This window comes from Marinobacter sp. SS13-12 (genome assembly GCF_030227115.1).
In the GTDB taxonomy this organism is placed as follows: domain Bacteria; phylum Pseudomonadota; class Gammaproteobacteria; order Pseudomonadales; family Oleiphilaceae; genus Marinobacter.
In genome coordinates, this window is the sequence record NZ_JASSUA010000001.1 from 2,313,730 (window position 1) to 2,337,152 (window position 23,423).

Below are 23,423 nucleotides of genomic sequence, written 5' to 3' on the forward strand. Positions count from 1 at the left end.
TGCCGAGTACATGCAGCATGATCACAGCAGGGTAGTAAGAATGGACGTAAAGGTCGTAATTTTTGACTGGGACGGAACACTGGTGGATTCCGTCGACCACATCGCCGACAGCCTTCACCAGGCAGCCACCGAACTGGGTTACCCTGAGCTTGAGCGTGAAGCCTACCGGGATATTATCGGTCTGGGCATGATCGAAGCGTTGGAAAAGCTCTATCCGGGTATCAGTCGCGAAGAAATGAACACCATCCGCGAGGGTTACGCCCGCTACTTCTTTTCCAAGACCACCACTCCACAGAATGTTTTCGAGGGGATGGCGGATGTGTTGGCCGACCTGCGCGGTGGCGGGCGTGGCTGCTCCGTTGCCACTGGCAAGAGTCGCCGCGGCCTTGAAGGCGCACTTGTTTCAAGTGGGCTCGGCACTCATTTCGACATTACCCGCTGTGCCGATGAAACCCGCTCCAAACCGGACCCGGCCATGCTGGGCGAGATTATCCGCTTTTATGGCATCGAGCCGTCCCAGGCCGTAATGATTGGTGATACCCGGTACGATCTCGAGATGGCGCAGCGCATCGGCATGCCCTCCATCGGAGTGGAGTGGGGCGTGCACAAGCGGGATGTGCTGGGGCACTATTCGCCACATGCGATCGTTGATTCTGTAAAGGATCTGCGGGACGTACTTGGCCTCTGAACTGAAACAGTAACAGGATGCATCAATGAGTGATTGGGAGTCAGACAGGAATCCGGGCTGGGGAAGTGAGCCAGAGAGCGGGGCGGAGAAGGATGCGGGCAAGCGGTCCGGGAGCCGCAAGTCGCCGGCAATACCACCGGAATCGGCCCGCGACTGGAAACTGATTGAAAAGCTGGTGATGTCTCTCCAGTCGGAACAAAGAAAGAGTCGGCGCTGGGGAATTTTCTTCAAGCTGCTGACGTTCGGATATCTTTTCGCGCTGTTGCTCATGATTCAGTTCCCCTTTGGCGGAGCCCTGGAGTCTGCCACCAAGGGCAAGCACACGGCTCTTGTGGAAGTGGAGGGCACTATTGCCGCAGATGAACTGGCCAGTGCGGACAATATTGTTGGTGCTCTGCGCAATGCCTTTGAGGCTGAAAATTCGGTGGCTATTATTCTGCGGATTAACAGCCCGGGCGGAAGTCCCGTGCAGTCGGGGTACATCTACGATGAAATCGTCCGTCTGCGGGACGAGTATCCGGATAAAAAATTGTACGCTGTTATTTCCGACATAGGCGCGTCCGGCGCTTACTACATCGCGGCTGCCGCCGATGAGATCTACGCAGACAAAGCCAGCCTGGTTGGTTCCATCGGTGTGGTTGCCGGTGGCTTCGGGTTTACCGGCATAATGGAAAAGATCGGGGTTGACCGCCGTCTCTATACCGCTGGCGAGAACAAGGCGTTTCTCGATCCATTCTCGCCGGAAGAAGAGGAAGAGGTTCAGTTCTGGGAGGGCGTGCTGAAAACCACTCACGGACAGTTTATCGAAAGTGTACGTGAGGGCCGCGGCGATCGCCTCGCCGATGATGAGCGCCTGTTTTCAGGGTTGGTCTGGAGCGGTGAGCAGGCGCTGGAACTGGGCCTTATTGATGGTCTGGGCAGCTCGTCCCACGTAGCCAGGCAGGTGATCGGCCAGGAAGACCTTGTGGATTACAGCCGCCGCAAATCGCCATTGCAGGATATTGTGGATCAGTTCGGCGTGTCGGTGGGTAGCGGCATTGCCCGCTACATTACCGAGTCAAGGCTCGAGCTTCGATGATCTGACCGGGGGCTGGAGCAGCGGATTCAGCCCCCAGTTCCGCAGCATGTCAGTCAGTGCGATCAAGGGCAGGCCTACCAGGCTGTTGGGGTCTCTGCCCTCCAGCTGGCTGAATAGCGCGATACCCAGGCCTTCCATCTTGAAGCTGCCGGCGCAGTCATAGGGTTGCTCCGTATGCAGATAATTCTCGATCTCTTCTCGCCTGAGGTGCCGGAAGTGGGCATGGAAAGGCTCACAGTGGATCTGTATCTGTCCTGAGCTGGCATCCAGCAGCGCCAGGCCGGTCATGAAGGAAACCCGCTGGCCACTGCTGCGGGCAAGTTGCTGCACGGCACGCTCATGGTTTCCCGGCTTGTTCAGCAGGGTGCCATCCTCCAGGCAGGCAACCTGATCCGAGCCGATAATCCAGTGCCCGGGCCAGGCCTTCGCAAGCGCTCTGGCCTTGCTTTCGGCCAGCCGTGTGGCCAGCTGTGCCGCCGTTTCGTTCCTGGCAGGTGATTCATCGATATCCGGTGACGCAGCTTCGAACGGCAAGCCGAGCCTTGTCAGCAGTTGTCGCCGGTAGGGCGATGAGGAGGCGAGCAGGAGTGGGCGCGGGGTCATGGGCTTCCTTGAAGAAAGGGGATGACAGGTGTGATGCATGGTCGGGGCGGGCCCCGTTTCGACGGTATTATCGTAGAATACACCTATCCCCGGTGTAACCCCTGGGCAAATACGCATGAAGTCTTTGACAGCAGCGCGCCGGGCCCCTAAAATTGCGCGCCTATGTCAAATGCCTCAAGCGCCGAGCTGCCCAAAACTGTCGATCCTTATCGTTTGGCAGAGCAAAACATTGTGTTGGAGGGAGAAATTCCTCTGAAGGCATTGTCTCGCTTTGGTGATTCCGTTTACGGATTTGAGGACGGTGCGGTGTGCCGTGTAGAGCTGTTATTTTCCATGGACAGTGAGCGCCGGCGCATGGTGACAGGCGAGCTGGAAGCGCCGGTAATCCTGGAATGTCAGCGTTGCATGGGGCCCATGCAGAAAACGCTGGTTTCCAGCTTTACGCTGGGGCTGGTAACCAGCGATGAGCAGGCGCAACAGTTGCCCAAGGAACTTGAACCGTTTCTGACAGACGATTTCAGCGCGAATTTGTGGTCCATGACCGAAGACGAGCTGCTGCTGGTTCTGCCTCCGTTCCCGCTTCATGAGCGCGACGAGTGTCCCGCCAGGGAGGAACTGGAAGCCTTCGAGCCGGATAATTCCGGTGAAGAGCCGGTGAAAAAGTCTGAAGACAATCCGTTCAGCGTGCTGGCGGATCTCAAGACGAAGAAACACTAATCAGGCGTCGTTTTTCACAGAAAGCCGGCGCGAATTTCACGAACACACGTTTATCAGGTCAGGAGCATAACCATGGCTGTACAGAAGAACCGAAAGACCCGCTCAAAGCGCGGTATGCGTCGCTCACACGACGCCCTGAGCACTGCAGCTTTGTCCACTGACACCACCACTGGTGAAGTGCATCGTCGTCACCATGTGTCGCCAGACGGTTTTTACCGTGGCAAGCAGGTAATTGAGGCCAGCGACGAGTAAATCGTCGTTAGCATCCCACCCGCCAGTGCGAGATGGAGGAACGGTGAAGCCGGTCACCATCGCGATTGACGCCATGAGTGGTGATCGCGGAGCCGCCGTGGTGGTCTCCGCTTCACTGGATGCGGTGAAAGAAAACGAAGCCTTGAGTCTTGTTCTGGTGGGAATCCGGAGCGAGCTCGAGGCTTTGTTGCATGAGGGCCACCCTCGGATTCGCATTGTCGAGGCAGCTGATGTGGTGCGCATGAATGAGCGGCCCTCCCATGCACTTCGGCATAAACGCAATTCCTCCATGGCCGTTGCCCTTGGGCTGGTTCGTGATGGCGTTGCCCAGGGCTGCGTCAGCGCCGGTAATACCGGCGCGCTGATGGCTTTCGGGCGATCTGTTATCCGCATGTATCCGGGTATCGAGCGGCCCGCGATTGCCAAACTGATCCCGTCCCTGCGGGGCCGCTGCCACGTGCTGGACCTGGGTGCCAACGTGGATTCCACGGCGGAAAACCTCTATCAGTATGCCTTGATGGGGTCACTGATGGCGTCGGCCATCTGTAATCAGCCCGAGCCGCGCGTGGCACTGCTGAACGTCGGCGAGGAAGAGATCAAGGGTAATGAGCAGGTGCGGCTTGCCTCTCATATGCTGGCTCAGTGCGATACCATCAATTACATCGGGTATATCGAGGGCAGTGACCTGTTCAGGGATGTGGCTGATGTGGTGGTGTGTGATGGTTTCGTTGGCAATATCGCCCTGAAGACCGGCGAGGGCGTTGCCGGACTGTTGATTGAGCTGCTGGAGCAGGCATTCACCAAAACCCTTTACGGGAAATTTGTCGGCTTGCTGGCCCGGCCGATGATCGGGCGTCTGCTCAGACTGATGGACCCTTCGCGCCATAACGGCGCCAGCCTTCTCGGGCTCCAGGGTGTAGTGATCAAGAGCCACGGCAATGCGAATGAGCGCGCCATGCTGGCAGCGATTCGTCAGGCTGTACTCGAGGTAGAGCTGGAAGTGCCCATCCGCATCAATGAACGTCTCGATGACCTGATGTTCTGAATGTCCCTCTGCGAAAAGCCCTCTGAGACTAAAGTCTCTTCCCATATTTGCCAGATTGGCTGTACCGTCCCCGGAGTTGTACTATTGGCTAATCTCCCGTAACCCCTCATTAACGGTAAGATTCGCGCTATGAATTCAGCTTTTATTTTTCCCGGACAAGGATCGCAGTCTGTAGGCATGCTGGCGACAGCAGCCGAGAGCTGGCCGATCATAGAAAAAACCTTCTCGGAAGCCTCCGACCTACTGGGGTATGACCTCTGGCACCTGTGCCAGCATGGCCCGGCAGAGGAACTGAACCAGACCACGGTGACACAGCCCGCCCTGCTTACCGCCAGTGTTGCGCTGTGGCGGCAATGGTTTGTCGCCGGTGGTAAGGCGCCTGATTTTCTGGCCGGACACAGCCTTGGGGAATACAGCGCCCTGGTGGCGGCCGAGAGTCTGAACTTTTTTGATGCCATCAAGCTGGTACGTTTGCGCGGTGAGCTCATGCAAACAGCTGTGCCGGCCGGTGAAGGCAAGATGGCGGCCATTATCGGTCTGGAGGATGACGATGTTATCGCGGCCTGTTCAGAGGCCGCCAATGGTGATGTGGTTAGTGCCGTGAACTTCAATGCGCCTGGCCAGGTGGTGATTGCCGGTTCTGCTGCTGCAGTGGAGCGTGCTATCGAGGCCTGCAAGGCTCGTGGTGCGCGCAAGGCAATGCCTCTGCCGGTGAGTGTGCCGTCCCACTGTGCGCTGATGAAGGGTGCTGCAGAGGAGCTGGCAGCAGCACTTGATGAAGTCAGTTTTAACGATGCTGTCATTCCCGTGGTTCAGAATGTCACAGCGACTGTTGCCCAGGATAGCGACACACTCAAGAGCAATCTGGTCAAGCAGCTATACTCTCCAGTGTTGTGGACAGACACAATCCGCGAGCTGGTGGCTAATGAAGTCGGGATCGCGGTAGAGTGCGGCGCCGGCAAGGTGCTTGCTGGCCTGGCAAAGCGGATCGATCGTGACCTGTCGGTCTATGGAATTGAGGAGCCGGATGCCCTGACAAAGGCGTCAGAGGCATTCGGACAGAAAGGATAGGAGCATTACATGTCTCTTGAAGGCAAAACTGCACTGGTAACCGGTGCAACCCGTGGAATCGGTAAAGCCATCGCCAGAGCGCTGGCTGATCAGGGCGCAACAGTCGTTGGCACCGCAACAAGTGAAGCGGGTGCGGAGTCTATCTCGGCCGATCTGAAAGCCGCGGGCGCGAAGGGTTTCGGTATTGTAATGAACGTCGCGGACCCGGACAGCATCGACGCCGGGCTGAAAGAAGTGAATGAAAAAGCCGGTACCCCGGTGATCCTGGTCAACAACGCGGGGATCACCCGTGATAACCTGTTAATGCGCCTGAAGGACGACGACTGGTCGTCTGTGATTGAAACCAACCTGTCGAGTGTCTATCGCACCAGCAAGGCTGTATTGCGTGGCATGGCAAAGGCCCGATGGGGCCGGGTTATCAATATCAGCTCGGTAGTGGCAGGCATGGGTAATCCCGGGCAGGCCAACTACTGTGCTGCCAAGGCCGGTGTAGAGGGCTTTACCCGTAGCCTGGCGAAAGAAATGTCGAACCGGGGCATCACCGCAAACTGTGTTGCCCCGGGATTTATTGACACGGATATGACCCGAAAACTGGACGACAAGCAACGCGAGGCTATGATGGAAGTCATACCTGCCGGTCGTCTGGGTGAGCCGGAAGAAGTGGCAGCGGTTGTTGCCTTCCTGGCCTCGGAGGCCGCCGGTTACGTGACGGGCGAAACGATTCACGTCAATGGCGGTATGTACATGGGATAGTCCCTGCGGGGGCATGTGCGCAAACCCTTGTTGCACAACATGTTTGAATGGAACCCCTGCTTGTTTGCAGGTATGGTTTAAACTAAACTGGCAGCACTTAAGTTGCTTGGTTGACACAAAAGTGAGGACATTATGAGTACAGTTGAAGAGCGCGTTAAGAAGATCGTTTGTGAGCAGTTGGGCGTGAAAGAGTCCGAAGTTCAGAACACATCTTCTTTTGTAGAGGACCTTGGCGCTGACTCACTGGACACCGTTGAGCTGGTCATGGCACTCGAGGAAGAGTTCGAGACCGAGATTCCGGACGAGGAAGCGGAAAAGCTGGCGAGTGTTCAGGACGCGATCGACTACATCGTCGCGCACACCTGATACTCAGCACGTTTTTTACGCCAGGCAAGAAGCCGTCCATGTGATACTGCAATGGGCGGCTTTTTTATTGGCTGGCATTTGTTACACCAGTACCGGAAAAGACTTCAGGTGAAGGGGATATGGCTAAACGACGTGTTGTGATAACAGGCATGGGAATGCTGTCACCACTGGGCAATGATGTGGATTCGTCCTGGGAGGGTATCCTGGCCGGGCGCAGTGGTATCACCGAAATCGACCGGTTCGACACGACCGGATACAACACACGGATCGGCGGCGGTATCAAAAATCTGGATATGGAATCCTACCTGTCCACCAAAGACGCCAGGAAGCTCGACCCATTTATTCATTATGGTCTCATTGCAGCCCAGCAGGCAGTCAATGCCAGCGGTCTGGAAGACTATGCTGACCTCGATCGGGAAAGGGTGGGGGTTGCCATTGGCTCTGGTATCGGCGGTCTTGAATATATCGAAAAGACGGTCATTACCATGGAGAAATCGGGGCCCAGAAAGGTGTCGCCATTCTTTGTGCCAGCGTCCGTCATCAACATGATCTCCGGTAATGTCGCCATTCGCTTTGGTTACCAGGGCCCCAACATTGCCATCGTGACCGCCTGCACCACGGGCACCCACAATATCGGTTATGCCGCCCGTACCATCGCCTATGGTGATGCGGATGTGATGCTGGCGGGTGGGTCGGAAATGGCGACCACTCGCAGCTCCATCGCCGCATTTTCGGCGGCCAGGGCCTTATCCACTCGCAATGACGAGCCGGAAAAGGCGAGCCGGCCCTGGGACTCTGGCAGGGATGGTTTTGTACTCAGTGATGGCGCCGGCGTGGTGGTGCTTGAGGAACTTGAGCATGCCAAGCGCAGAGGCGCAACCATCCACGGGGAAGTCATCGGATTTGGCATGAGTGACGACGCTTTTCACATCACCTCCCCGCCGGCAAATGGCGAAGGTGCGGCCCGCTCAATGAAAAATGCCATCCGCGATGCCGGACTTGACCCCGACACGGTCGACTACATCAACGCTCACGGCACCTCCACCCAGGTGGGTGACGTAGCCGAAGTAGCCGCCGTAAAATCGGTGTTTGCCGACCACGCCTACAAGTTGTCTGTGAGCAGCACGAAGTCCATGACCGGACATCTCCTCGGCGCGGCAGGTGCCGTTGAGGCCATTTTCTCGTTGTTGTCGATTCGCGACGGTGTCCTGCCTCCCACCATCAACCTGGATGAGCCGGATGAAGGCTGTGACCTCGACTTTGTCGCCGGTAAAAGCCGCAAGGCGGACGTTCGGGTTGCCCTGTCAAACTCCTTCGGGTTTGGCGGAACCAACGGTACCCTGATTTTCCGGCGCTACGAGGACTGAGCAAGCTTGTGCTGAATGTTATCCGGGCTGACAGCAGTGACATTCCCGCAGCCGATCGCGGACTAGCCTATGGTGACGGCCTGTTTGAAACCATCCGGATGCGCGGTCACCAGGCCGTATTGCGCCGGCTCCATCTGGACCGGATGGTGGCGGATGCCGCTCGGCTGGGCATACCGGTTGACCGTCGTGGCCTGGATGCCGCAATAACGCAGGCCGGGTTCGATTACGAAGCCGGTTTTGAAGGCTTCGACTGGGTGCTCAAGCTCGTTCTTACCCGCGGCAACGGAGGGCGGGGGTATCGCTTGCCCGAGATCTGCCAGCCTCACCTGATTGTGTCCGTATCAGCCATGCCGACGCTCCCCGACAATGGCGGAGTTGTGGCAGACTGTTCAAAATTTCCGCTGACGGTGAATCCACAACTGGCCGGTATCAAAACGCTCAACCGGCTGGAACAGGTTATGGCAAGCCGCGAGTTTACCGGTAAGGAGTTCGAGCTGATTATGCGGGATTCAGCAGGAAACCTGGTTGAGGGTACACGGACAAATCTGTTTGTCCGGCACGGTGATAAATGGCTTACCCCACCTGTCGGAAGTCTTGCGGTAGCAGGTGTAATGCGAAAGTATCTGATTGATTGTCTGAGGGAAACCGGACACGAGATCCGCGAGGAAACCGTTCCGCCTTCCATCCTCTCGTTGCCCGGTTTCCGGGGGCTTTATCTGACCAACAGCGTTGTGGGTATTGTTCCTGTTCGCATAATGAGTGGTGTTGATTTGCCAGTGGATGGCGGGCTTGAGACAATCTGCGACCCTCTGCAAACATTGGAATAAAGAGCTTGTTCAAGAAGTTATTAATCAGTCTGTTTTGCCTCGTCGTTCTGGCAGTTGCCGGCAGTAGCCTCTGGGTATGGCAGGGGCTCCAGACCCTTGAGCAACCGGTAGCACTGACCGAGCCGGTGCTGTTCAGTGTTCCCTCCGGTAGTGGTTACGGGCAGGTTGCCCGCAAGCTCGAGGAGGAAGGTCTTGCAGGTGACAGCCTGTGGCTGAAGATCCATGGCAGGCTCTTCCCGGACCAGACGCGCCTGAAGGCAGGGGAGTACGAATTCACCGCCGGAATGAGTACGCTGGACATGATTGCGATGATGGTGGCCGGCGCCACCAAGCACTGGCAGATCCAGTTCATCGAAGGTTGGACATTCCGGGATATGCGCCGTGCGCTGGAAGCCAGCGAACGACTTGAGAAAGTAACCACGGACTGGACCGACGATCAGATCATGGAAGCCATGGGGGCTGAAGGCGAGCATCCTGAGGGGCGGTTCTTCCCGGATACCTATCTGTTTACCAGTAATGAATCCGATCTCGATCTGTTGCGCCGTGCATTCGAAAGGATGGAAGAAGTGCTGGCCGCTGAATGGGAGTCCAAAGCTGAAAACCTGCCTTATGATTCGCCTTACGAAGCACTGATCATGGCCTCGATTGTCGAGCGGGAAACGGGTGCCGCCCACGAACGTGAAGAGGTAGCGGGTGTTTTCGTCCGCCGCCTGGAGAAAGGCATGCGGCTGCAGACGGACCCAACGGTGATTTATGGCATGGGAGAGAGTTATCAGGGCCGAATCACCCGCAGCGATCTGCAAACCCGCACTGACTACAACACTTACCGCATCGATGGCCTGCCACCGACACCCATAGCCTTGCCCGGACAGGAAGCGATTCACGCTGCACTGAACCCGGCCGATGGTGATGCCCTGTATTTTGTCGCACGCGGTGACGGCACCCACAAGTTTTCCCGGACCTTGCAGGAGCATCAGAAGGCCGTGCGGGAATTCCAGCTCAACCGCCGCTCTGACTACCGCTCGTCGCCGGCACCTGTCCCGGCTCCTGAAACCGGGGAAACTGAGCAATGACCGGCCGCGGGCAGTTCATTACCTTTGAGGGTACGGAAGGCGTTGGCAAGTCCACTCAGCTGGCAAATGCGGCGGCTGCCCTGAAGGCGCTCGGTGTCGACTATACCGTGACCCGGGAACCCGGCGGCACACCCATGGCGGAGTCCATCCGCGAGCTTCTGCTGGCTCCCAGGGACGAGCCCGTCAATGACATGACCGAGTTGCTGCTGATGTTCGCGGCTCGTGCGCAGCACCTTCATACCCGCATACTTCCGGAGCTGGAGGCCGGGCGCTGGGTATTGTGTGACCGCTTTACCGACGCCACCTTTGCCTATCAGGGAGGAGGGCGCGGTGTGCCTGCAGAGCGTATCGCCCTTCTGGAAAACCTGGTGCAGGGGAGCTTTCGGCCGGACCAGGTTATTCTGCTGGACGCGCCAGTAGAAACCGGGATGACGCGCGCCCGTCACAGGGGCGAGCTGGACCGGTTTGAGCAGGAAGCCGTCGCGTTCTTCGAGCGCATTCGCCGGACCTATCTCGAGCGGGCTGCGGCAGACCCTGGCCGATATCATATAGTGGATGCGGCACAGCCGCTGGAAGCGGTCAGCCGCGACGTTACCAGTCTGGTTAACCGGCTGGCCCGTCGGTCCTGATCGTGCATGTTGCGCGATGTTCTGCTTTAATTGAGTAACATTCTCAATCATCCTCCAGGTCGCGGGTATGTTGAACGCACGCTTGCTCAAGCTTCCAACGGCTTCTCATCACCATCGCCATGAACACCACCAGATTGTTGTGGGGGTTCGCGGCGAAGCCGATCTCAGCGTAGACGGAACCCGTTCCCACCTGGATACCTGGCGTGCATGCCTGGTGCCCACCGAAGCCAGGCATGATTACTGTGGCGACCTCCAGAATCACGTTCTGGTGATCAATCTCGATCCTTATGTGCCAGCCTTCAACAGCCCTGCTCACAGTGAATACGAAACATTGGCCCCACTATTCGAGCGGCCACGCACACTGGTGCTGGACAGCAAGTTGCAGGGACTGGTGCAGTTTGTCGCCGGAGAGTTTGATCGCTCGCCTGAAAACGAGGGCATGAAGCACCACATGGGCGCGAGTATCCTGCACTGCATGGCCGAGCGCTTGAATGACGGCCGCGAAGTTCGCCAGAATCGCCATGCCATAAGCCCGGATACGATCCGGCGCTATATCATGGAAAACATCCAGCGCAAGATCACCGTCAACGATCTGGCCGGGGTTGCCTGCCTCAGCGTCAGCCGTTTTCATGAAATGTTCCGGGAGGTGGTTGGTGTGACGCCACATCAGTTCTTGCTGCAGACTCGCCTTGACCAGGCTGTACAGCTGCTGACAATGACCCCGCTGTCGGTGTCGGAAGTCAGTTACCGAACCGGATTCTCCTCTCAGAGTGCCCTCACCAATGCCCTCCGAAAACACAAGGGCACAACACCTTCCAGATTACGAATTGATGGCAAAGTTGCCTGATTTGCTAAAAAACGCCCATTTCCGGATGAATTTACAAAAAAATCGTAGGATTTTGTAAGCTTGTGATCCGTAGTAATACTAACTTATGGAGGTAGCTGGTCATCGTCAGGGCGCTGGACTGATTCGTGCCTGTTGTCTGACCCAAACAGAATAATAAATCCGGGTATTCGGCTGGTAGCCGGTGCCATCGACGAGGCGCGGACATGTTCAATGCAAGCAAGGTGTTAGAGCCTGCATTTCAGGAACAGCCAAAATCCTTTTTCTGGCAGGGAATCATCGCCAACTACGCCGTTGATGAAGCGCGCTACCTTAATGAACTGATTCCCCTGGCCCAGAGTGATGCTGCAGAGCATCGCGCCATCACCGAGACGGCTACCAGCCTGATTAAAAAGGTCCGGGACCAGGACGATTCCGTCCATATGATCGATGCGCTCCTGCAGGAGTACAGCCTGGATACCCAGGAAGGCATCCTGCTCATGTGTCTGGCAGAAGCATTGATGCGTATTCCTGACAAATACACTGCCGATGCCCTGATTCAGGACAAACTTTCCGACGCCGACTGGAAAAAACACGTTGGTCGCAGTGGGTCCACGCTCGTCAATGCCTCTACCTGGGGGCTTCTGCTGACAGGGCGGGTGGTCAAAATGGACAAGCGCCTTGACGGTTCGCCCTCCAGCATCTGGCGACGCCTGGTCAAGCGCAGCGGTGAGCCGGTCATTCGCAGTGCCATGTACCAGGCCATGGCCATTATGGGCAAACAGTTTGTTCTCGGCCGTGATATTGATGAGGCACTGAAGAACGCCCGGGAATACCGCGACATGGGCTACAGCTATTCCTTCGATATGCTGGGCGAAGCGGCAATGACCAGCGACGATGCCGCCCGCTACCTGAAGGATTATATGGATGCCATCGCATCGGTCGGAAACGACACCTATCCCGGCAGCAAGGCCCCGGCACCCTCGATTTCCATCAAGCTCTCCGCGCTGCATCCCCGCTACGAAGTGTCCCAGCAAGAGCGTGTTCTGCAGGAACTCGGTGCCACACTGACGGGTCTTCTGGAATTCGCCCGGGAGAACAAGGTGTCGATTACCATCGACGCCGAGGAAATGGATCGTCTGGAAATCTCACTAAAGTTGTTTGAAAGGGTGTTCAGTTCCCCGGTGGTCAGAGGGTGGGGCGGCTTCGGGCTGGTTATCCAGGCCTATTCCAAGCGGGCGCTGCCGGTTCTTTGCTGGCTGACAAAGCTGGCCAGGGAGCAGGGCGATGAGATTCCCATCCGGCTGGTCAAAGGTGCCTACTGGGACACCGAAATCAAGATCTGCCAGCAGCTGGGGCTGGAAAGTTATCCGGTATTTACCCGCAAGGAAGCCACCGATACGTCCTATCTGGCGTGCCTTCGATTCCTGCTGAGTGACTATACCGAAGGGGCGTTGTATCCCCAGTTGGCCAGTCATAACGCCCACACCGTTGCCTCGGTGCTGGCCATGGCAAAGAGCAAGCGCCGCCGGATCGAGTTCCAGCGCCTCCATGGTATGGGTGATGCGCTTTACAACAGTATCCTCGCGGAGAACGATATCCCCGTGCGCATTTACGCTCCGGTTGGCGCCCACAAGGATCTGTTGCCGTATCTGGTGCGTCGCCTGCTGGAAAACGGCGCCAATTCCTCCTTCGTACACCGTCTGGTGGATGCGGCGACCCCCATTGAAGACCTGGTTCAGAATCCGGTTCACGAACTCCAGAAATACGATTCACTGCCCAATGACCGGATTCCAGCGCCAACTCATATCTATGGCGATGAGCGTCGTAATTCCAGGGGTATGAATATTCACGTTGCAGCCGATCTTGATCCGCTGCTGAACCATCTTGCCCAGTGGTCGGAATCCGGCTGGGAAGCAGCCCCGGTGATCAGGGGTGAGAAAAGACGTGAAGGAAGCCCCAGGGAAATCACCGCGCCCTTCGACACAACCCGACCCGTGGGGCATGTCTACTGGAGCACCGAGGCCCTGTCGGCTGAAGCGCTTGATGTGGCTGCTGAGGGGTTCCCGGGTTGGCGGGATCGCCCTGTGGGGGATCGTGCCCGGTGCCTGGAAGCATTCGCGGACCTGATGGAATCCCACATGGAAGAACTCATGGCAATCTGTTGCCGTGAAGCCGGTAAAACCATGCAGGATGGCATCGATGAGGTTCGTGAAGCTGTTGATTTTTGCCGTTATTACGCCATTCAGGGGCGGGCCCGGTTCGGCGACGCCATGGCCTTGCCCGGGCCAACGGGAGAGAGCAACGACCTCTACATGGAAGGGCGTGGCGTATTTCTCTGCATCAGTCCCTGGAATTTCCCGTTGGCCATTTTTACCGGCCAGATCATGGCCGCCCTGGTTGCGGGTAATACAGTCATTGCCAAACCGGCGGAACAGACAAGCCTGGTGGCAGGCCGCGCCTTTGAGCTGATGCTCGAGGCCGGATTCCCGCCTGAGGTGCTTCAACTTTTACCCGGTGATGGTGCATCAATCGGCGGCAAACTGACCCCGGACCCCAGGATTGCCGGCGTCGCCTTCACCGGTTCTACAGAGGTAGCGCATATCCTCAATCGTGCCCTTGCTCAGCGCGAGGGAGCCATTGTGCCCCTGATCGCAGAGACGGGCGGGCAGAATGCCATGATTGTGGACAGCAGTGCGTTACCGGAGCAGGTGGTCAGGGATGTGATCCAGTCCGCCTTTGCCAGTGCAGGGCAGCGCTGCTCGGCACTGCGTGTGCTCTATATTCAGAAGGATGTGGCCGAGCGAATGGAAACCTTGCTGGCAGGCGCCATGCAGGAGCTGTCGGTTGGTAATCCGGAGCTGCACAGTACCGATGTCGGGCCGGTGATTGATGACGAAGCACGGTCCAGTCTGCAGTCGCATCTGACGGAGCTGGACAAGGGCGCCCGCTTTATTGCCAGTGCGCCACTGCCTGAATCCTGCCAGTCAGGGTATTTCGTAGCACCATCGGCCTACGGAATTTCGGGCATAAATGAGCTGAAAAGGGAACATTTCGGGCCGATTGTTCACGTTGTCCACTACACTGCAGAGAAACTGGATGAGGTTATTGATGACATTAACGCAGCCGGGTATGGCCTTACGCTGGGAATTCACAGCCGCAGCGAATCCACGGCGGCGTATATTGAACAGCGCGTGAAAGTGGGCAATACCTATGTCAACCGGAATCAGATCGGTGCGGTTGTCGGTGTTCAGCCCTTTGGTGGTCGGGGCTTGTCGGGCACCGGCCCCAAAGCTGGTGGTCCGCATTATCTGCTGCGGTTCGCCACCGAAAGAACTCGTACGATAAACACGACAGCCGTGGGGGGGAATGCCTCGCTGCTGTCCCTTGGAATCGAAAAGGTGTAAACGGCGCTATGCTCTTAAAGCAGGGCGGAACGAAAACTGACGGATAAGGAGGTAGGCATTGCGATGCGGAGGCTGGCGCTATAGGCAGTAGCGCCTCATCACTTGGGCAAGAAGAAGCATTAAAAAAACAAAGCGTGCGGCTACCGGTTTGAACATGGTAAACGCACCAACCGGTCGGAGTCAGATCCGTCCTATTGAACTGGAGGAGTTTCATGGCTATTGGTGTTTGGATAAGTCTATTTCTTTATTTTGCGCTCATGATCGCCATCGGCGTTTATGCAATGCGCAGAGCTACGTCTTCATCCGAAGATTACATGTTGGGTGGGCGAGCACTCAGTCCAAAGGTGGCGGCGCTATCGGCCGGGGCATCAGACATGAGTGGTTGGTTGCTTCTGGGTCTTCCGGGGGCGCTGTTTGCATCGGGCCTGGGTTCGGCCTGGATCGGTATCGGCCTGCTTGTGGGTGCGTTCTTTAACTGGACCCTGGTGGCGCCACGGCTTCGTGAACAGACGGTTCACTATGGTAATGCGATCACCATTCCCTCGTTCCTGGCGAACCGGTTCCCGACTCAGGCACTGTCGCTGAGAACGGTATCCGCGATCGTTATCGTTATTTTCTTTGCGGTTTACACCGCGTCCGGCCTGGTTGCCGGCGGCAAGCTGTTTGAAAGTGCCTTTGCCGGAATCTTCAACTTCGGTGGGTTGAGTGATTACGCAGTGGGTATCGTCATCACGCTCGGCGTGGTTCTGGCCTACACCGTTGTTGGTGGTTTCCTGGCGGTGAGCATGACGGACTTTGTCCAGGGTTGCATCATGATGCTGGCGCTGGTGATTATGCCGGCGGTGGTGCTCTTTGGTGAAGGTGGCGGCGGTTTCGCCCAGGCGTCACAGACTCTGAATGAAGTCGACCCCACGCTACTGTCGTGGACGGAGGGACTGACCTTTATCGGCTGGCTGTCTGCGGTTACCTGGGGGCTTGGGTATTTTGGTCAGCCCCACATCATCGTGCGCTTTATGGCAATTCGCACTTTGAAAGAAGTACCTGTGGCTCGTAACATCGGTATGGGCTGGATGACTATTTCCCTGATTGGTGCCGTCTCTCTGGGCGTGTTCGGCCGGGCCTACGCCATTCGCAATGGATTGGATATAGAAGATCCGGAAACCATCTTTATCATTCTGTCGAACCTGCTGTTCCATCCGCTGATCACCGGTTTCCTCTATGCTGCCTTGCTTGCAGCAGTCATGAGCACCATCTCCAGCCAGCTTCTGGTGTCCTCATCGTCACTGACTGAAGACTTCTATCGTCTGTTCCTGCGCAAGGAAGCCGACGACAAGGAATGCGTATTTGTTGGCCGGATCTGTGTTGTACTGGTTGGTCTGGTTGCTGCCGTGATCGCCTCTGACCCGGATTCTCAGGTTCTGGCTCTGGTCAGTAACGCCTGGGCAGGTTTCGGTGCCGCCTTTGGCCCGCTGATCATCCTGTCGCTGATGTGGTCGCGCACCAACGGCGCGGGCGCCATCGCAGGCATGGTCACTGGTGCTGCTACCGTTATGATCTGGATTTCACTGGGCTGGAACGGTGAGTTCATGGGTGGCCCGGGTGTGTACGAGATCATTCCTGGCTTTATCCTTTCCTTCATTGCGATCCTGGCGGTGAGCAGTGTGACTGCAGATGCTGGTGAATATCAGCACATCACTCGCTGATGCAACGGGCGCATAGCGCCCGAAGAAACGGCAGGGTTTAACAAGGAGCCCTGTGAGTTTGTCGACAAACCCCCGCCTACCAGCGGGGGTTTGTTGCATTAGGCGCAGCGAATTATTGCGGAGCAAGTCAAGACTCATACCAAGGTCTAGAACTCGTTGCATCAACTGGTAGATCCCAGACTTAGCCACTACCTTGATAAGGTGAGATCTCAGTTGCGGACGATAATAATCACAAAAGGATAATGGATTATGAACAAGAACCAATTTCTGCAATCCACCGTGGGCTTACTGGCAGCCGCCATCTTTTCCTTTTCTTCCGGGGTGCACGCCGAAGGCAACTACGTCATGGGCACCGCGACGACCGGAGGTACCTATTACCCGGTGGGCGTTGCCCTTTCCACGCTGATCAAGGTAAAGCTCGAGCCCACGACCAACATTTCCGTGTCTGCCATCAGTTCTGCCGGTTCCGGCGAGAACCTCAAGCTGATGGACGAGGACCAGATTCAGTTCGGTATTCTCCAGGGCCTTTATGGTGCCTATGCCTGGAACGGTACCGGACCGGTGCCAAAGGCCTACAAGAACCTCCGCTCCGTCTCCATGCTCTGGCAAAACGTCGAACACTTCGTGGTGTCCAAAGAATTGGCGGACACCGGCACCATTGCCGACATGACCAATCTTTACGACGAAAGTTTTTCCATTGGTGCCCGGAACTCCGGTACTGAGGGCTCCGGACGCTTTATCCTGGGCAACGTGGGCATTGATCTGGACAAGATCGATCTGGCGTATCTCGGCTATGGCCCCAGTGCTGACGCACTGCAGAATGGCAATATCGATGGCATGAACATCCCGGCCGGCGTACCGGCATCAGCGGTTACCCGGGCTTATGCCAACATGGGCAGCGACATTGCCACCCTGAATTTCACCACCGAACAGTTGGCCGAGGTGAACAGTGATTTCGAGCTGTGGACTCCGTACACCATCCCGGCGGGCACCTACCCCAATCAGGACGAGGCGATCGAGACCATTGCCCAGCCCAATATCCTCGCCGTACGGGCGGATGTTTCCGAAGAGGATGTTTACCAGATCACGAAAACGATCTACGCCAATCTGCCGTTCCTGAACAACATCCATCCGGCGACCAAAGCGATGGCACTGGACAAGGCCATAGCCGGGTTGCCCATGCCGCTTCATCCGGGCGCAGTCCGGTTTTACCAGGAGCAGGGGCTCACCATTCCTGATCGGCTGATTGCCGAGTAATCGTGGCTGAGCGGGAAACGGGCGAACCTCCGGTGGAGGTTCGCGACGAAAGCATCAGCGATGCAGCCGAACGACTGGATCACCGGCTGATCGGGCCGGTGATCTTCTGGCTGGCTGTTGGCGCTGCATTGATTCACCTGTACTTCAACACCCTGTCCACACTGTCGACCCTGTGGACATCGGCGTTGCACTTTGGCCTGTTTGGTCTGATCTGCACCCTGACCAACCCGATGCTGAAGGCCCGCTCGGCTGCCAGTCAGCGGGTGGTGCTGGGCGTGGATGTGGTGCTTGGTCTGGTCGCAATGGCCTGCGCCTTTTACCTGATCCTCTTTGAGGATGACCTTTACCAGCGTGGCGTCAACTTCAATATCGCGGACTGGATTGTCTCCATCGCCGCAGTGGTATTGATTCTGGAGTTGGCCCGAAGGACCGTGGGCTGGTTCATTCCGCTGTTGTGTGTGGTGGCCCTGACCTATGTGGCCTGGTGGGGGCAGTATGTTGACGGTATTTTCAACTTTCCGGGTCTTTCATGGGAAACGGTGCTGTTCCGATCCTACCTCGGTGGCCAGGGCATGCTGGGCTCGATTGCACGGATATCCTGGACCTACGTGTTCATGTTTATCCTGTTCGGTGCCTTCCTCGTCAAATCCGGCGCTGGCGATTTTATCATTGAGCTGGCCCGCTGTGCTGCCGGCCGCTTTGTCGGTGGCCCTGGCTTTGTGGCGGTCTTTTCCTCGGGGCTGATGGGTTCGGTGTCCGGCTCCAGTGTCGCCAATACCGTGTCGACCGGTGTAATCACTATACCCCTGATGCGCAAGGCGGGCTTTCCGGCCCGTTTTGCTGCCGGTGTTGAGGCGGCGGCATCCACCGGTGGCCAGCTGATGCCTCCGGTGATGGGAGCCGGTGCATTTATCATGGCCTCTTACACCCAGGTCTCCTACCTGACCATCATTGGCGTGGCGGCGCTACCTGCGCTGCTGTACTTCCTCTCGGTGGCCATGTTCGTGCGGATTGAGGCGAAACGCAGCCACGCGGTCAAACTGGAAGACGAGGAAGCGCCCACTCTGAAGGAGGTGATGAAAGACGGCTGGCATTTTCTGTTGCCACTGGTCGTGCTGATCGCAGCACTGATTTACGGGTTCACGCCCACCTATGCTGCCGGCATCGCCATCCTTTCCGTGATCGTTGCGTCCCGTTTGTCCAGGCACCCTATGGGGTTTCGGGATATTCTGGATGCGCTGGCCATGGGCGCAAGAAACATAACCACCACCGCGATTTTGCTGATTACCGTTGGTCTGATCGTGATGGTGGTCTCCACCACGGGTATTGGAAATACCTTTTCGCTGATGATTACCGACTGGGCCGGAGGCAGCCTGGTTATCACAATTCTGCTTGTCGCCCTGGCATCACTGATTCTGGGTATGGGCTTGCCGGTTACAGCGGCTTACATCGTACTGGCGACTCTATCGGCACCCGCGATCTATAACCTGATTGCCCAGGGCCAGGTGCTGGAGTTGCTGGTGAATGGCAACCTGCCGGAACAGGCGAAAGCCATCTTCATGCTGGCAGCCCCGGACAAAATGGAACTGCTCAATGCGCCGATGGATCTGGCCACGGCTCAGCAGCTGCTGGCGGTGGTACCGGACACTTTCAGCACCCAACTGCTAGAACAGGCCCTTTCCCCGGCGAACCTGTCGATGATGCTGGTGGCTGCTCACATGATCATTTTCTGGTTGTCGCAGGACTCCAATGTGACACCGCCGGTCTGCCTGACCGCTTTCGCAGCCGCGGCGATTGCCGGTACACCGCAGATGCGTACCGGATTTACCGCCTGGAAGCTGGCCAAGGGCCTGTATATTGTGCCGCTACTGTTTGCCTATTCACCGCTGATTACCGGTGACTTTACCGAAATGATCCGGGTATTCTGTTTCGCCCTGTTTGGCATCTACGCCATTATTGCCGGGCTTGAGGGCTATCTGGAGCACAAGCTCCACCCGGTTGTGCGGCTGCTGATGTTCCCCATCGGGGCCCTCATGCTATGGCCCCACGGTCAGGTTCTGCTGGATGGAGCCGGGGTGGTGATATTTTTGGCAATTCTGATCTGGAGCGCTCGCCGAGGCAGGGCTTCGCCGGCATTGGAGCAGCAGGCTGTCCGGGCTGAAACATGACGGTCATTGATGTCCTGGCCCTGCTTGCGCTCGGCGGTCTTGCCGGCTTCATCAACGTATTGTCTGCCGGCGGATCGATGCTGACACTGCCGTTGCTTATGTTTCTGGGTTTGCCGCCCCAGGTGGCGAATGGCACCAACCGGGTCGCCATTACCCTGCAGAGCATCGCTGCAGTAGGCAGCTTCCATCGAATGGGGCATGGCAGCCTGGTGGTCAGCCTGCATCTCGCGGTACCAGCGGTCGTTGGTTCGCTGCTGGGAGCCTGGGTGGCCACCTGGGTGGCCGATGCAGTCTTCGAATTTGTGCTGGTGGCCGCCATGATCGGCGCCTCTGTGTTTATGCTGCTGCCCCAGCCAATACTGGACACCCGCCCGCTGACGCCGGACCGGCTTGGCCCTGTTATCTACCTGGCCATGTTCCTGATTGGGGTCTACGGCGGCTTCATACAGGTGGGCGTTGGCGCGCTTTTCCTGGTGGTTCTGTACCGAATGCTGAAAATTGACCTGCGCCAGGTGAACGTATTCAAGGTTTCCATAGTTTTGCTGTATACCGTGCCGGCGCTGCTGATTTTCGCCATCAGTGACCAGGTGCGGTGGGGTATGGGGCTGACGCTGGCTCTTGGCAATATCACCGGTGCATTCATTGCAGTTCGCGTCAATCTGAGTGACGAAGGCGCCAGGTGGGTCAAGTGGATCACCCTGGTGATGGTGGTGGCCATTCTGGTGCGGCTCATCGTTTATTAGTCTGCAAACCGTTGCGATGTCCGCTGGTATGCATCCCCATCAAAAAAACGCCAGCCCGGGGGCTGGCGTTTTCATGGAGCTACCTTTCTGCCTTTGAGGTCAGAAGGTCAGGTCTTAAGCAACGTTCGCTTCAGATGCCTTCTTGGTGTAGTTCTCCATCTGGTCGAAGTTGAGATACTTGTAGATCTCTTTCGACATGCTGTTCAGATCCTTGGCGTACTCCATGTACTCCGCAGCGGAGGGGAGTTTGCCCAGTACCGCGCCAACGGCCGCCAGTTCCGCAGAGGTCAGATACACGTTGGCACCATCGCCCAGGCGGTTGGGGAAGTTACGGGTAGAGGTGGACAACACGGTGCTCTTGGCAGCAACACGGGCCTGGTTACCCATACACAGTGAGCAGCCTGGCATTTCGGTGCGAACACCGGCGGTGCCGTAGATGTTGAAGTAACCTTCTTCCATCAGCTGGGCCTGGTCCATCTTGGTGGGCGGTGACATCCACAGACGGGTTTTCAGGGGCTCCTTGTTCTGTGCCAGCAGCTTACCGGCGGCACGGAAGTGACCGATGTTGGTCATGCAGGAACCGATGAAGACTTCGTCAACCTTGTCGCCGGCCACTTCGGACAGCGTGCGGGCATCGTCCGGATCGTTCGGGCAGCACACGATAGGCTCTTTGATTTCAGCCAGATCGATTTCCACCACGTGGGAGTACTCGGCGTCCTTGTCGGCACGCATCAGCTTCGGATCGGCAATCCACTCTTCCATCTGCTGGGCGCGACGCTCCAGGGTACGTGGGTCGCCGTAACCTTCGGCGATCATCCAGCGCAGCATGGTGATGTTGGAGCGCAGGTACTCGGCCACGGACTCTTCAGACAGGTTGATGGTACAACCGGCGGCGGAGCGCTCGGCGGAAGCGTCAGACAGCTCGAATGCCTGCTCTACGGTGAGGTGCTCAAGGCCTTCGATTTCCAGGATACGACCGGAGAATTCGTTGATCTTGCCTTTTTTCTCAACCGTCAGCATGCCCTGCTTGATGCCATACAGCGGGATGGCGTGTACCAGGTCACGCAGGGTGATACCAGGCTGCATTTCGCCTTTGAAGCGAACCAGAACCGATTCCGGCATATCCAGCGGCATAACGCCGGTCGCAGCGGCAAACGCAACCAGACCGGAACCGGCCGGGAAGGAGATGCCCATCGGGAAACGGGTGTGGGAGTCACCACCGGTACCCACGGTGTCCGGCAGCAGCATGCGGTTCAGCCAGGAGTGGATGATGCCGTCTCCTGGACGCAGGGAAACACCGCCACGGGTGCGGATAAAGTCCGGCATGGTGTGCTGCATTTCCACGTCAACCGGCTTGGGATAAGCCGCAGTGTGACAGAATGACTGCATCACCAGGTCGGCCTGGAAGCCCAGGCAGGCCAGGTCTTTCAGCTCGTCGCGGGTCATCGGGCCAGTGGTGTCCTGGGAGCCAACGGTGGTCATGTGGGGCTCGCAGTAGGTGCCGGGGCGAACGCCTTTGCCTTCTTCCAGGCCACAGGCCTTGCCGACCATCTTCTGGCCGAGGGTGAAGCCCTTGGTGCCGGCCTCAGGGTCGTTCGGCAGGCGGAAGATGTCAGTGGCGCCCAGGCCGAGTGCGGTGCGGGCCTTGTTGGTCAGGCCACGGCCGATGATCAGAGGGATACGGCCGCCAGCCTGTACTTCGTCCAGGATCACGTCGGACTTGAACCCGAACTCGGAGATGGTCTCGCCGGCTTCGTTCAGGATCTTGCCTTCGTACGGGCGGATTTCGATCACATCGCCCATGTTCATGTTGTCGACTGGGGCTTCGAAAACCAGGGCGCCGGCGTCTTCCATGGTGTTGAAGAAGATCGGGGCAACCTTGTTACCGATACACACACCACCGGCGCGCTTGTTGGGTACGCCCGGGATGTCGTCACCGAAGAACCACAGTACGGAGTTGGTGGCAGACTTACGGGAAGAACCGGTACCGACAACGTCGCCGACGAAGGCAACGGGCAGGCCCTTGGACTTGATTTCGTCGATCTGGCTCATCGGGCCGGTGACGCCGGGCTCTTCCGGCTTCAGTCCGTCGCGTTCCATTTTATAGGCGGCGCGGGCGTGCAGCGGGATATCGGGGCGGGACCAGGCATCCGGGGCAGGGGACAGGTCGTCGGTGTTGGTTTCGCCGGTCACCTTGAACACCACCATTTTGGTGCTCTCGGGAACTTTCTTCTTGTTGGTGAACCACTCGGCGTTGGCCCAGGATTCAACCACAGCCTTGGCGATGGCGTTGCCGGCGTCCATTTTTTCTTTAACGTCGTTGAACGCGTCAAACATCAGCAGCGTGTGCTTGAGCTCTTCGCCGGCCAGCTCGGCCAGTTCGCTGTCGTCCAGAAGGTCAACCAGAGTGGCGATGTTGTAGCCACCCTGCATCATGCCCAGCAGCTGGACGGCCTTCTTCTTGTCAATCAGCGGAGAAGTCGCTTCACCTTTAACAATCGCAGACAGGAAGGCAGCTTTTACATAGGCAGCTTCGTCCACGCCGGGCGGAATGCGGTTTTCCAGCAGGTAAACAAGAGTTTCCTCTTCACCGGCCGGGGGATTTTTCAGTAGCTCGACCAATGCAGCGGTCTGCTCGGCATTCAAAGGCTTGGGGGGAATACCCAGAGCTTCGCGTTCTGCAACGTGTTCACGGTAGGCTTCTAACACGATATGGACCCTCATCAGTTGGAATGTCCCGCGCGGTGGGCGTCGATGCCTGGCGGGAGTTTTATGGCGAAAAGGCGTTAAGTTGGCGCTGCATTCTATAGGAAAGCCCTTACAAAGTTAAGTTGGACAGAGGTCGGAGGAATC

The 23,423-nt window shown here is 57.4% G+C and carries 20 protein-coding genes; 18 read left to right on the forward strand and 2 right to left on the reverse strand.

Annotated features, from left to right (window positions below):
- Positions 1-40 precede the first annotated feature (40 nt).
- Positions 41-688, forward strand: coding sequence for an HAD family hydrolase (locus tag QPL94_RS10640; RefSeq protein ID WP_285357250.1), 648 nt, complete (start codon positions 41-43; stop codon positions 686-688).
- Positions 689-713: 25 nt separating this feature from the next.
- The gene (locus QPL94_RS10645) at positions 714-1,766 is read left to right on the forward strand and encodes a S49 family peptidase (protein WP_285357251.1); all 1,053 of its coding nucleotides are present in this window, start codon (positions 714-716) and stop codon (positions 1,764-1,766) included.
- Here QPL94_RS10645 and QPL94_RS10650 read toward each other — a convergent pair.
- The gene (locus QPL94_RS10650) at positions 1,746-2,369 is read right to left on the reverse strand and encodes a Maf family protein (protein ID WP_285357252.1); all 624 of its coding nucleotides are present in this window, start codon (positions 2,367-2,369) and stop codon (positions 1,746-1,748) included. The genes QPL94_RS10645 and QPL94_RS10650 overlap by 21 nt on opposite strands.
- Before the next feature lie 162 nt (positions 2,370-2,531).
- Between QPL94_RS10650 and QPL94_RS10655 the strand changes: the two genes are divergently transcribed.
- From QPL94_RS10655 to QPL94_RS10730, 16 genes are all read left to right on the forward strand, one after another.
- Positions 2,532-3,086, forward strand: coding sequence for a YceD family protein (locus QPL94_RS10655; protein ID WP_285357254.1), 555 nt, complete (start codon positions 2,532-2,534; stop codon positions 3,084-3,086).
- Positions 3,087-3,158: 72 nt separating this feature from the next.
- Positions 3,159-3,338 carry a 50S ribosomal protein L32 gene (rpmF, locus tag QPL94_RS10660; protein ID WP_041333767.1) on the forward strand — a complete coding sequence of 60 codons (180 nt, stop codon included), beginning with the start codon at positions 3,159-3,161 and terminating at the stop codon, positions 3,336-3,338.
- A gap of 43 nt (positions 3,339-3,381) precedes the next feature.
- Positions 3,382-4,383, forward strand: a complete 1,002-nt coding sequence (plsX, locus tag QPL94_RS10665; protein WP_285357256.1) for a phosphate acyltransferase PlsX — start codon at positions 3,382-3,384, stop codon at positions 4,381-4,383.
- A 129-nt stretch (positions 4,384-4,512) separates the two neighbouring features.
- The gene (gene fabD, locus QPL94_RS10670; protein WP_285357257.1) at positions 4,513-5,454 is read left to right on the forward strand and encodes an ACP S-malonyltransferase; all 942 of its coding nucleotides are present in this window, start codon (positions 4,513-4,515) and stop codon (positions 5,452-5,454) included.
- A 9-nt stretch (positions 5,455-5,463) separates the two neighbouring features.
- Complete coding sequence (gene fabG / locus QPL94_RS10675) at positions 5,464-6,207, forward strand: 3-oxoacyl-ACP reductase FabG (protein ID WP_137434886.1); 744 nt, start codon at positions 5,464-5,466, stop codon at positions 6,205-6,207.
- A 132-nt stretch (positions 6,208-6,339) separates the two neighbouring features.
- Positions 6,340-6,573, forward strand: coding sequence for an acyl carrier protein (gene acpP, locus QPL94_RS10680; RefSeq protein WP_007154069.1), 234 nt, complete (start codon positions 6,340-6,342; stop codon positions 6,571-6,573).
- A gap of 119 nt (positions 6,574-6,692) precedes the next feature.
- Positions 6,693-7,940 carry a beta-ketoacyl-ACP synthase II gene (gene fabF, locus QPL94_RS10685; RefSeq protein WP_285357259.1) on the forward strand — a complete coding sequence of 416 codons (1,248 nt, stop codon included), beginning with the start codon at positions 6,693-6,695 and terminating at the stop codon, positions 7,938-7,940.
- A gap of 8 nt (positions 7,941-7,948) precedes the next feature.
- Complete coding sequence (gene pabC / locus QPL94_RS10690; protein ID WP_285357261.1) at positions 7,949-8,767, forward strand: aminodeoxychorismate lyase; 819 nt, start codon at positions 7,949-7,951, stop codon at positions 8,765-8,767.
- 5 nt (positions 8,768-8,772) lie between these two features.
- Complete coding sequence (gene mltG, locus QPL94_RS10695; RefSeq protein ID WP_285357262.1) at positions 8,773-9,840, forward strand: endolytic transglycosylase MltG; 1,068 nt, start codon at positions 8,773-8,775, stop codon at positions 9,838-9,840.
- A complete protein-coding gene (gene tmk, locus QPL94_RS10700; protein WP_285357263.1) occupies positions 9,837-10,469 on the forward strand; it encodes a dTMP kinase in 633 nt (210 codons plus the stop codon). Before mltG ends, tmk begins: the two co-directional genes overlap by 4 nt.
- Positions 10,470-10,536: 67 nt before the next feature.
- Complete coding sequence (locus QPL94_RS10705; RefSeq protein ID WP_285357264.1) at positions 10,537-11,316, forward strand: helix-turn-helix transcriptional regulator; 780 nt, start codon at positions 10,537-10,539, stop codon at positions 11,314-11,316.
- Between the two features lie 203 nt (positions 11,317-11,519).
- Positions 11,520-14,699, forward strand: coding sequence for a bifunctional proline dehydrogenase/L-glutamate gamma-semialdehyde dehydrogenase PutA (gene putA, locus QPL94_RS10710; protein WP_285357265.1), 3,180 nt, complete (start codon positions 11,520-11,522; stop codon positions 14,697-14,699).
- Between the two features lie 212 nt (positions 14,700-14,911).
- Positions 14,912-16,402 carry a sodium/proline symporter PutP gene (gene putP / locus QPL94_RS10715; protein WP_285357266.1) on the forward strand — a complete coding sequence of 497 codons (1,491 nt, stop codon included), beginning with the start codon at positions 14,912-14,914 and terminating at the stop codon, positions 16,400-16,402.
- Positions 16,403-16,651: 249 nt separating this feature from the next.
- The gene (locus QPL94_RS10720) at positions 16,652-17,659 is read left to right on the forward strand and encodes a TAXI family TRAP transporter solute-binding subunit (protein ID WP_285357267.1); all 1,008 of its coding nucleotides are present in this window, start codon (positions 16,652-16,654) and stop codon (positions 17,657-17,659) included.
- A 2-nt stretch (positions 17,660-17,661) separates the two neighbouring features.
- On the forward strand, positions 17,662-19,827 hold the full coding sequence (locus tag QPL94_RS10725; RefSeq protein ID WP_285357268.1) for a TRAP transporter permease: 2,166 nt from the start codon (positions 17,662-17,664) through the stop codon (positions 19,825-19,827).
- Positions 19,824-20,570 carry a sulfite exporter TauE/SafE family protein gene (locus tag QPL94_RS10730; RefSeq protein WP_285357269.1) on the forward strand — a complete coding sequence of 249 codons (747 nt, stop codon included), beginning with the start codon at positions 19,824-19,826 and terminating at the stop codon, positions 20,568-20,570. The genes QPL94_RS10725 and QPL94_RS10730 overlap by 4 nt, the downstream gene beginning before the upstream one ends.
- Positions 20,571-20,684: 114 nt before the next feature.
- Here the strand turns inward: QPL94_RS10730 and QPL94_RS10735 are convergent, their stop codons facing one another.
- Positions 20,685-23,279 carry a bifunctional aconitate hydratase 2/2-methylisocitrate dehydratase gene (locus QPL94_RS10735; RefSeq protein ID WP_285357900.1) on the reverse strand — a complete coding sequence of 865 codons (2,595 nt, stop codon included), beginning with the start codon at positions 23,277-23,279 and terminating at the stop codon, positions 20,685-20,687.
- Positions 23,280-23,423: the final 144 nt, after the last annotated feature.

Bases quoted from the DNA above. Each gene is read 5' to 3' on its own strand.
- QPL94_RS10640 (WP_285357250.1), top strand. From the start codon at position 41: ATGGACGTAAAGGTCGTAATTTTTGACTGGGACGGAACACTGGTGGAT.
- QPL94_RS10645 (WP_285357251.1), top strand. From the start codon at position 714: ATGAGTGATTGGGAGTCAGACAGGAATCCGGGCTGGGGAAGTGAGCCA.
- QPL94_RS10650 (WP_285357252.1), bottom strand. From the start codon at position 2,369: ATGACCCCGCGCCCACTCCTGCTCGCCTCCTCATCGCCCTACCGGCGA.
- QPL94_RS10655 (WP_285357254.1), top strand. From the start codon at position 2,532: ATGTCAAATGCCTCAAGCGCCGAGCTGCCCAAAACTGTCGATCCTTAT.
- rpmF (WP_041333767.1), top strand. From the start codon at position 3,159: ATGGCTGTACAGAAGAACCGAAAGACCCGCTCAAAGCGCGGTATGCGT.
- fabD (WP_285357257.1), top strand. From the start codon at position 4,513: ATGAATTCAGCTTTTATTTTTCCCGGACAAGGATCGCAGTCTGTAGGC.
- fabG (WP_137434886.1), top strand. From the start codon at position 5,464: ATGTCTCTTGAAGGCAAAACTGCACTGGTAACCGGTGCAACCCGTGGA.
- acpP (WP_007154069.1), top strand. From the start codon at position 6,340: ATGAGTACAGTTGAAGAGCGCGTTAAGAAGATCGTTTGTGAGCAGTTG.
- fabF (WP_285357259.1), top strand. From the start codon at position 6,693: ATGGCTAAACGACGTGTTGTGATAACAGGCATGGGAATGCTGTCACCA.
- tmk (WP_285357263.1), top strand. From the start codon at position 9,837: ATGACCGGCCGCGGGCAGTTCATTACCTTTGAGGGTACGGAAGGCGTT.
- QPL94_RS10705 (WP_285357264.1), top strand. From the start codon at position 10,537: ATGTTGAACGCACGCTTGCTCAAGCTTCCAACGGCTTCTCATCACCAT.
- putA (WP_285357265.1), top strand. From the start codon at position 11,520: ATGTTCAATGCAAGCAAGGTGTTAGAGCCTGCATTTCAGGAACAGCCA.
- putP (WP_285357266.1), top strand. From the start codon at position 14,912: ATGGCTATTGGTGTTTGGATAAGTCTATTTCTTTATTTTGCGCTCATG.
- QPL94_RS10720 (WP_285357267.1), top strand. From the start codon at position 16,652: ATGAACAAGAACCAATTTCTGCAATCCACCGTGGGCTTACTGGCAGCC.
- QPL94_RS10730 (WP_285357269.1), top strand. From the start codon at position 19,824: ATGACGGTCATTGATGTCCTGGCCCTGCTTGCGCTCGGCGGTCTTGCC.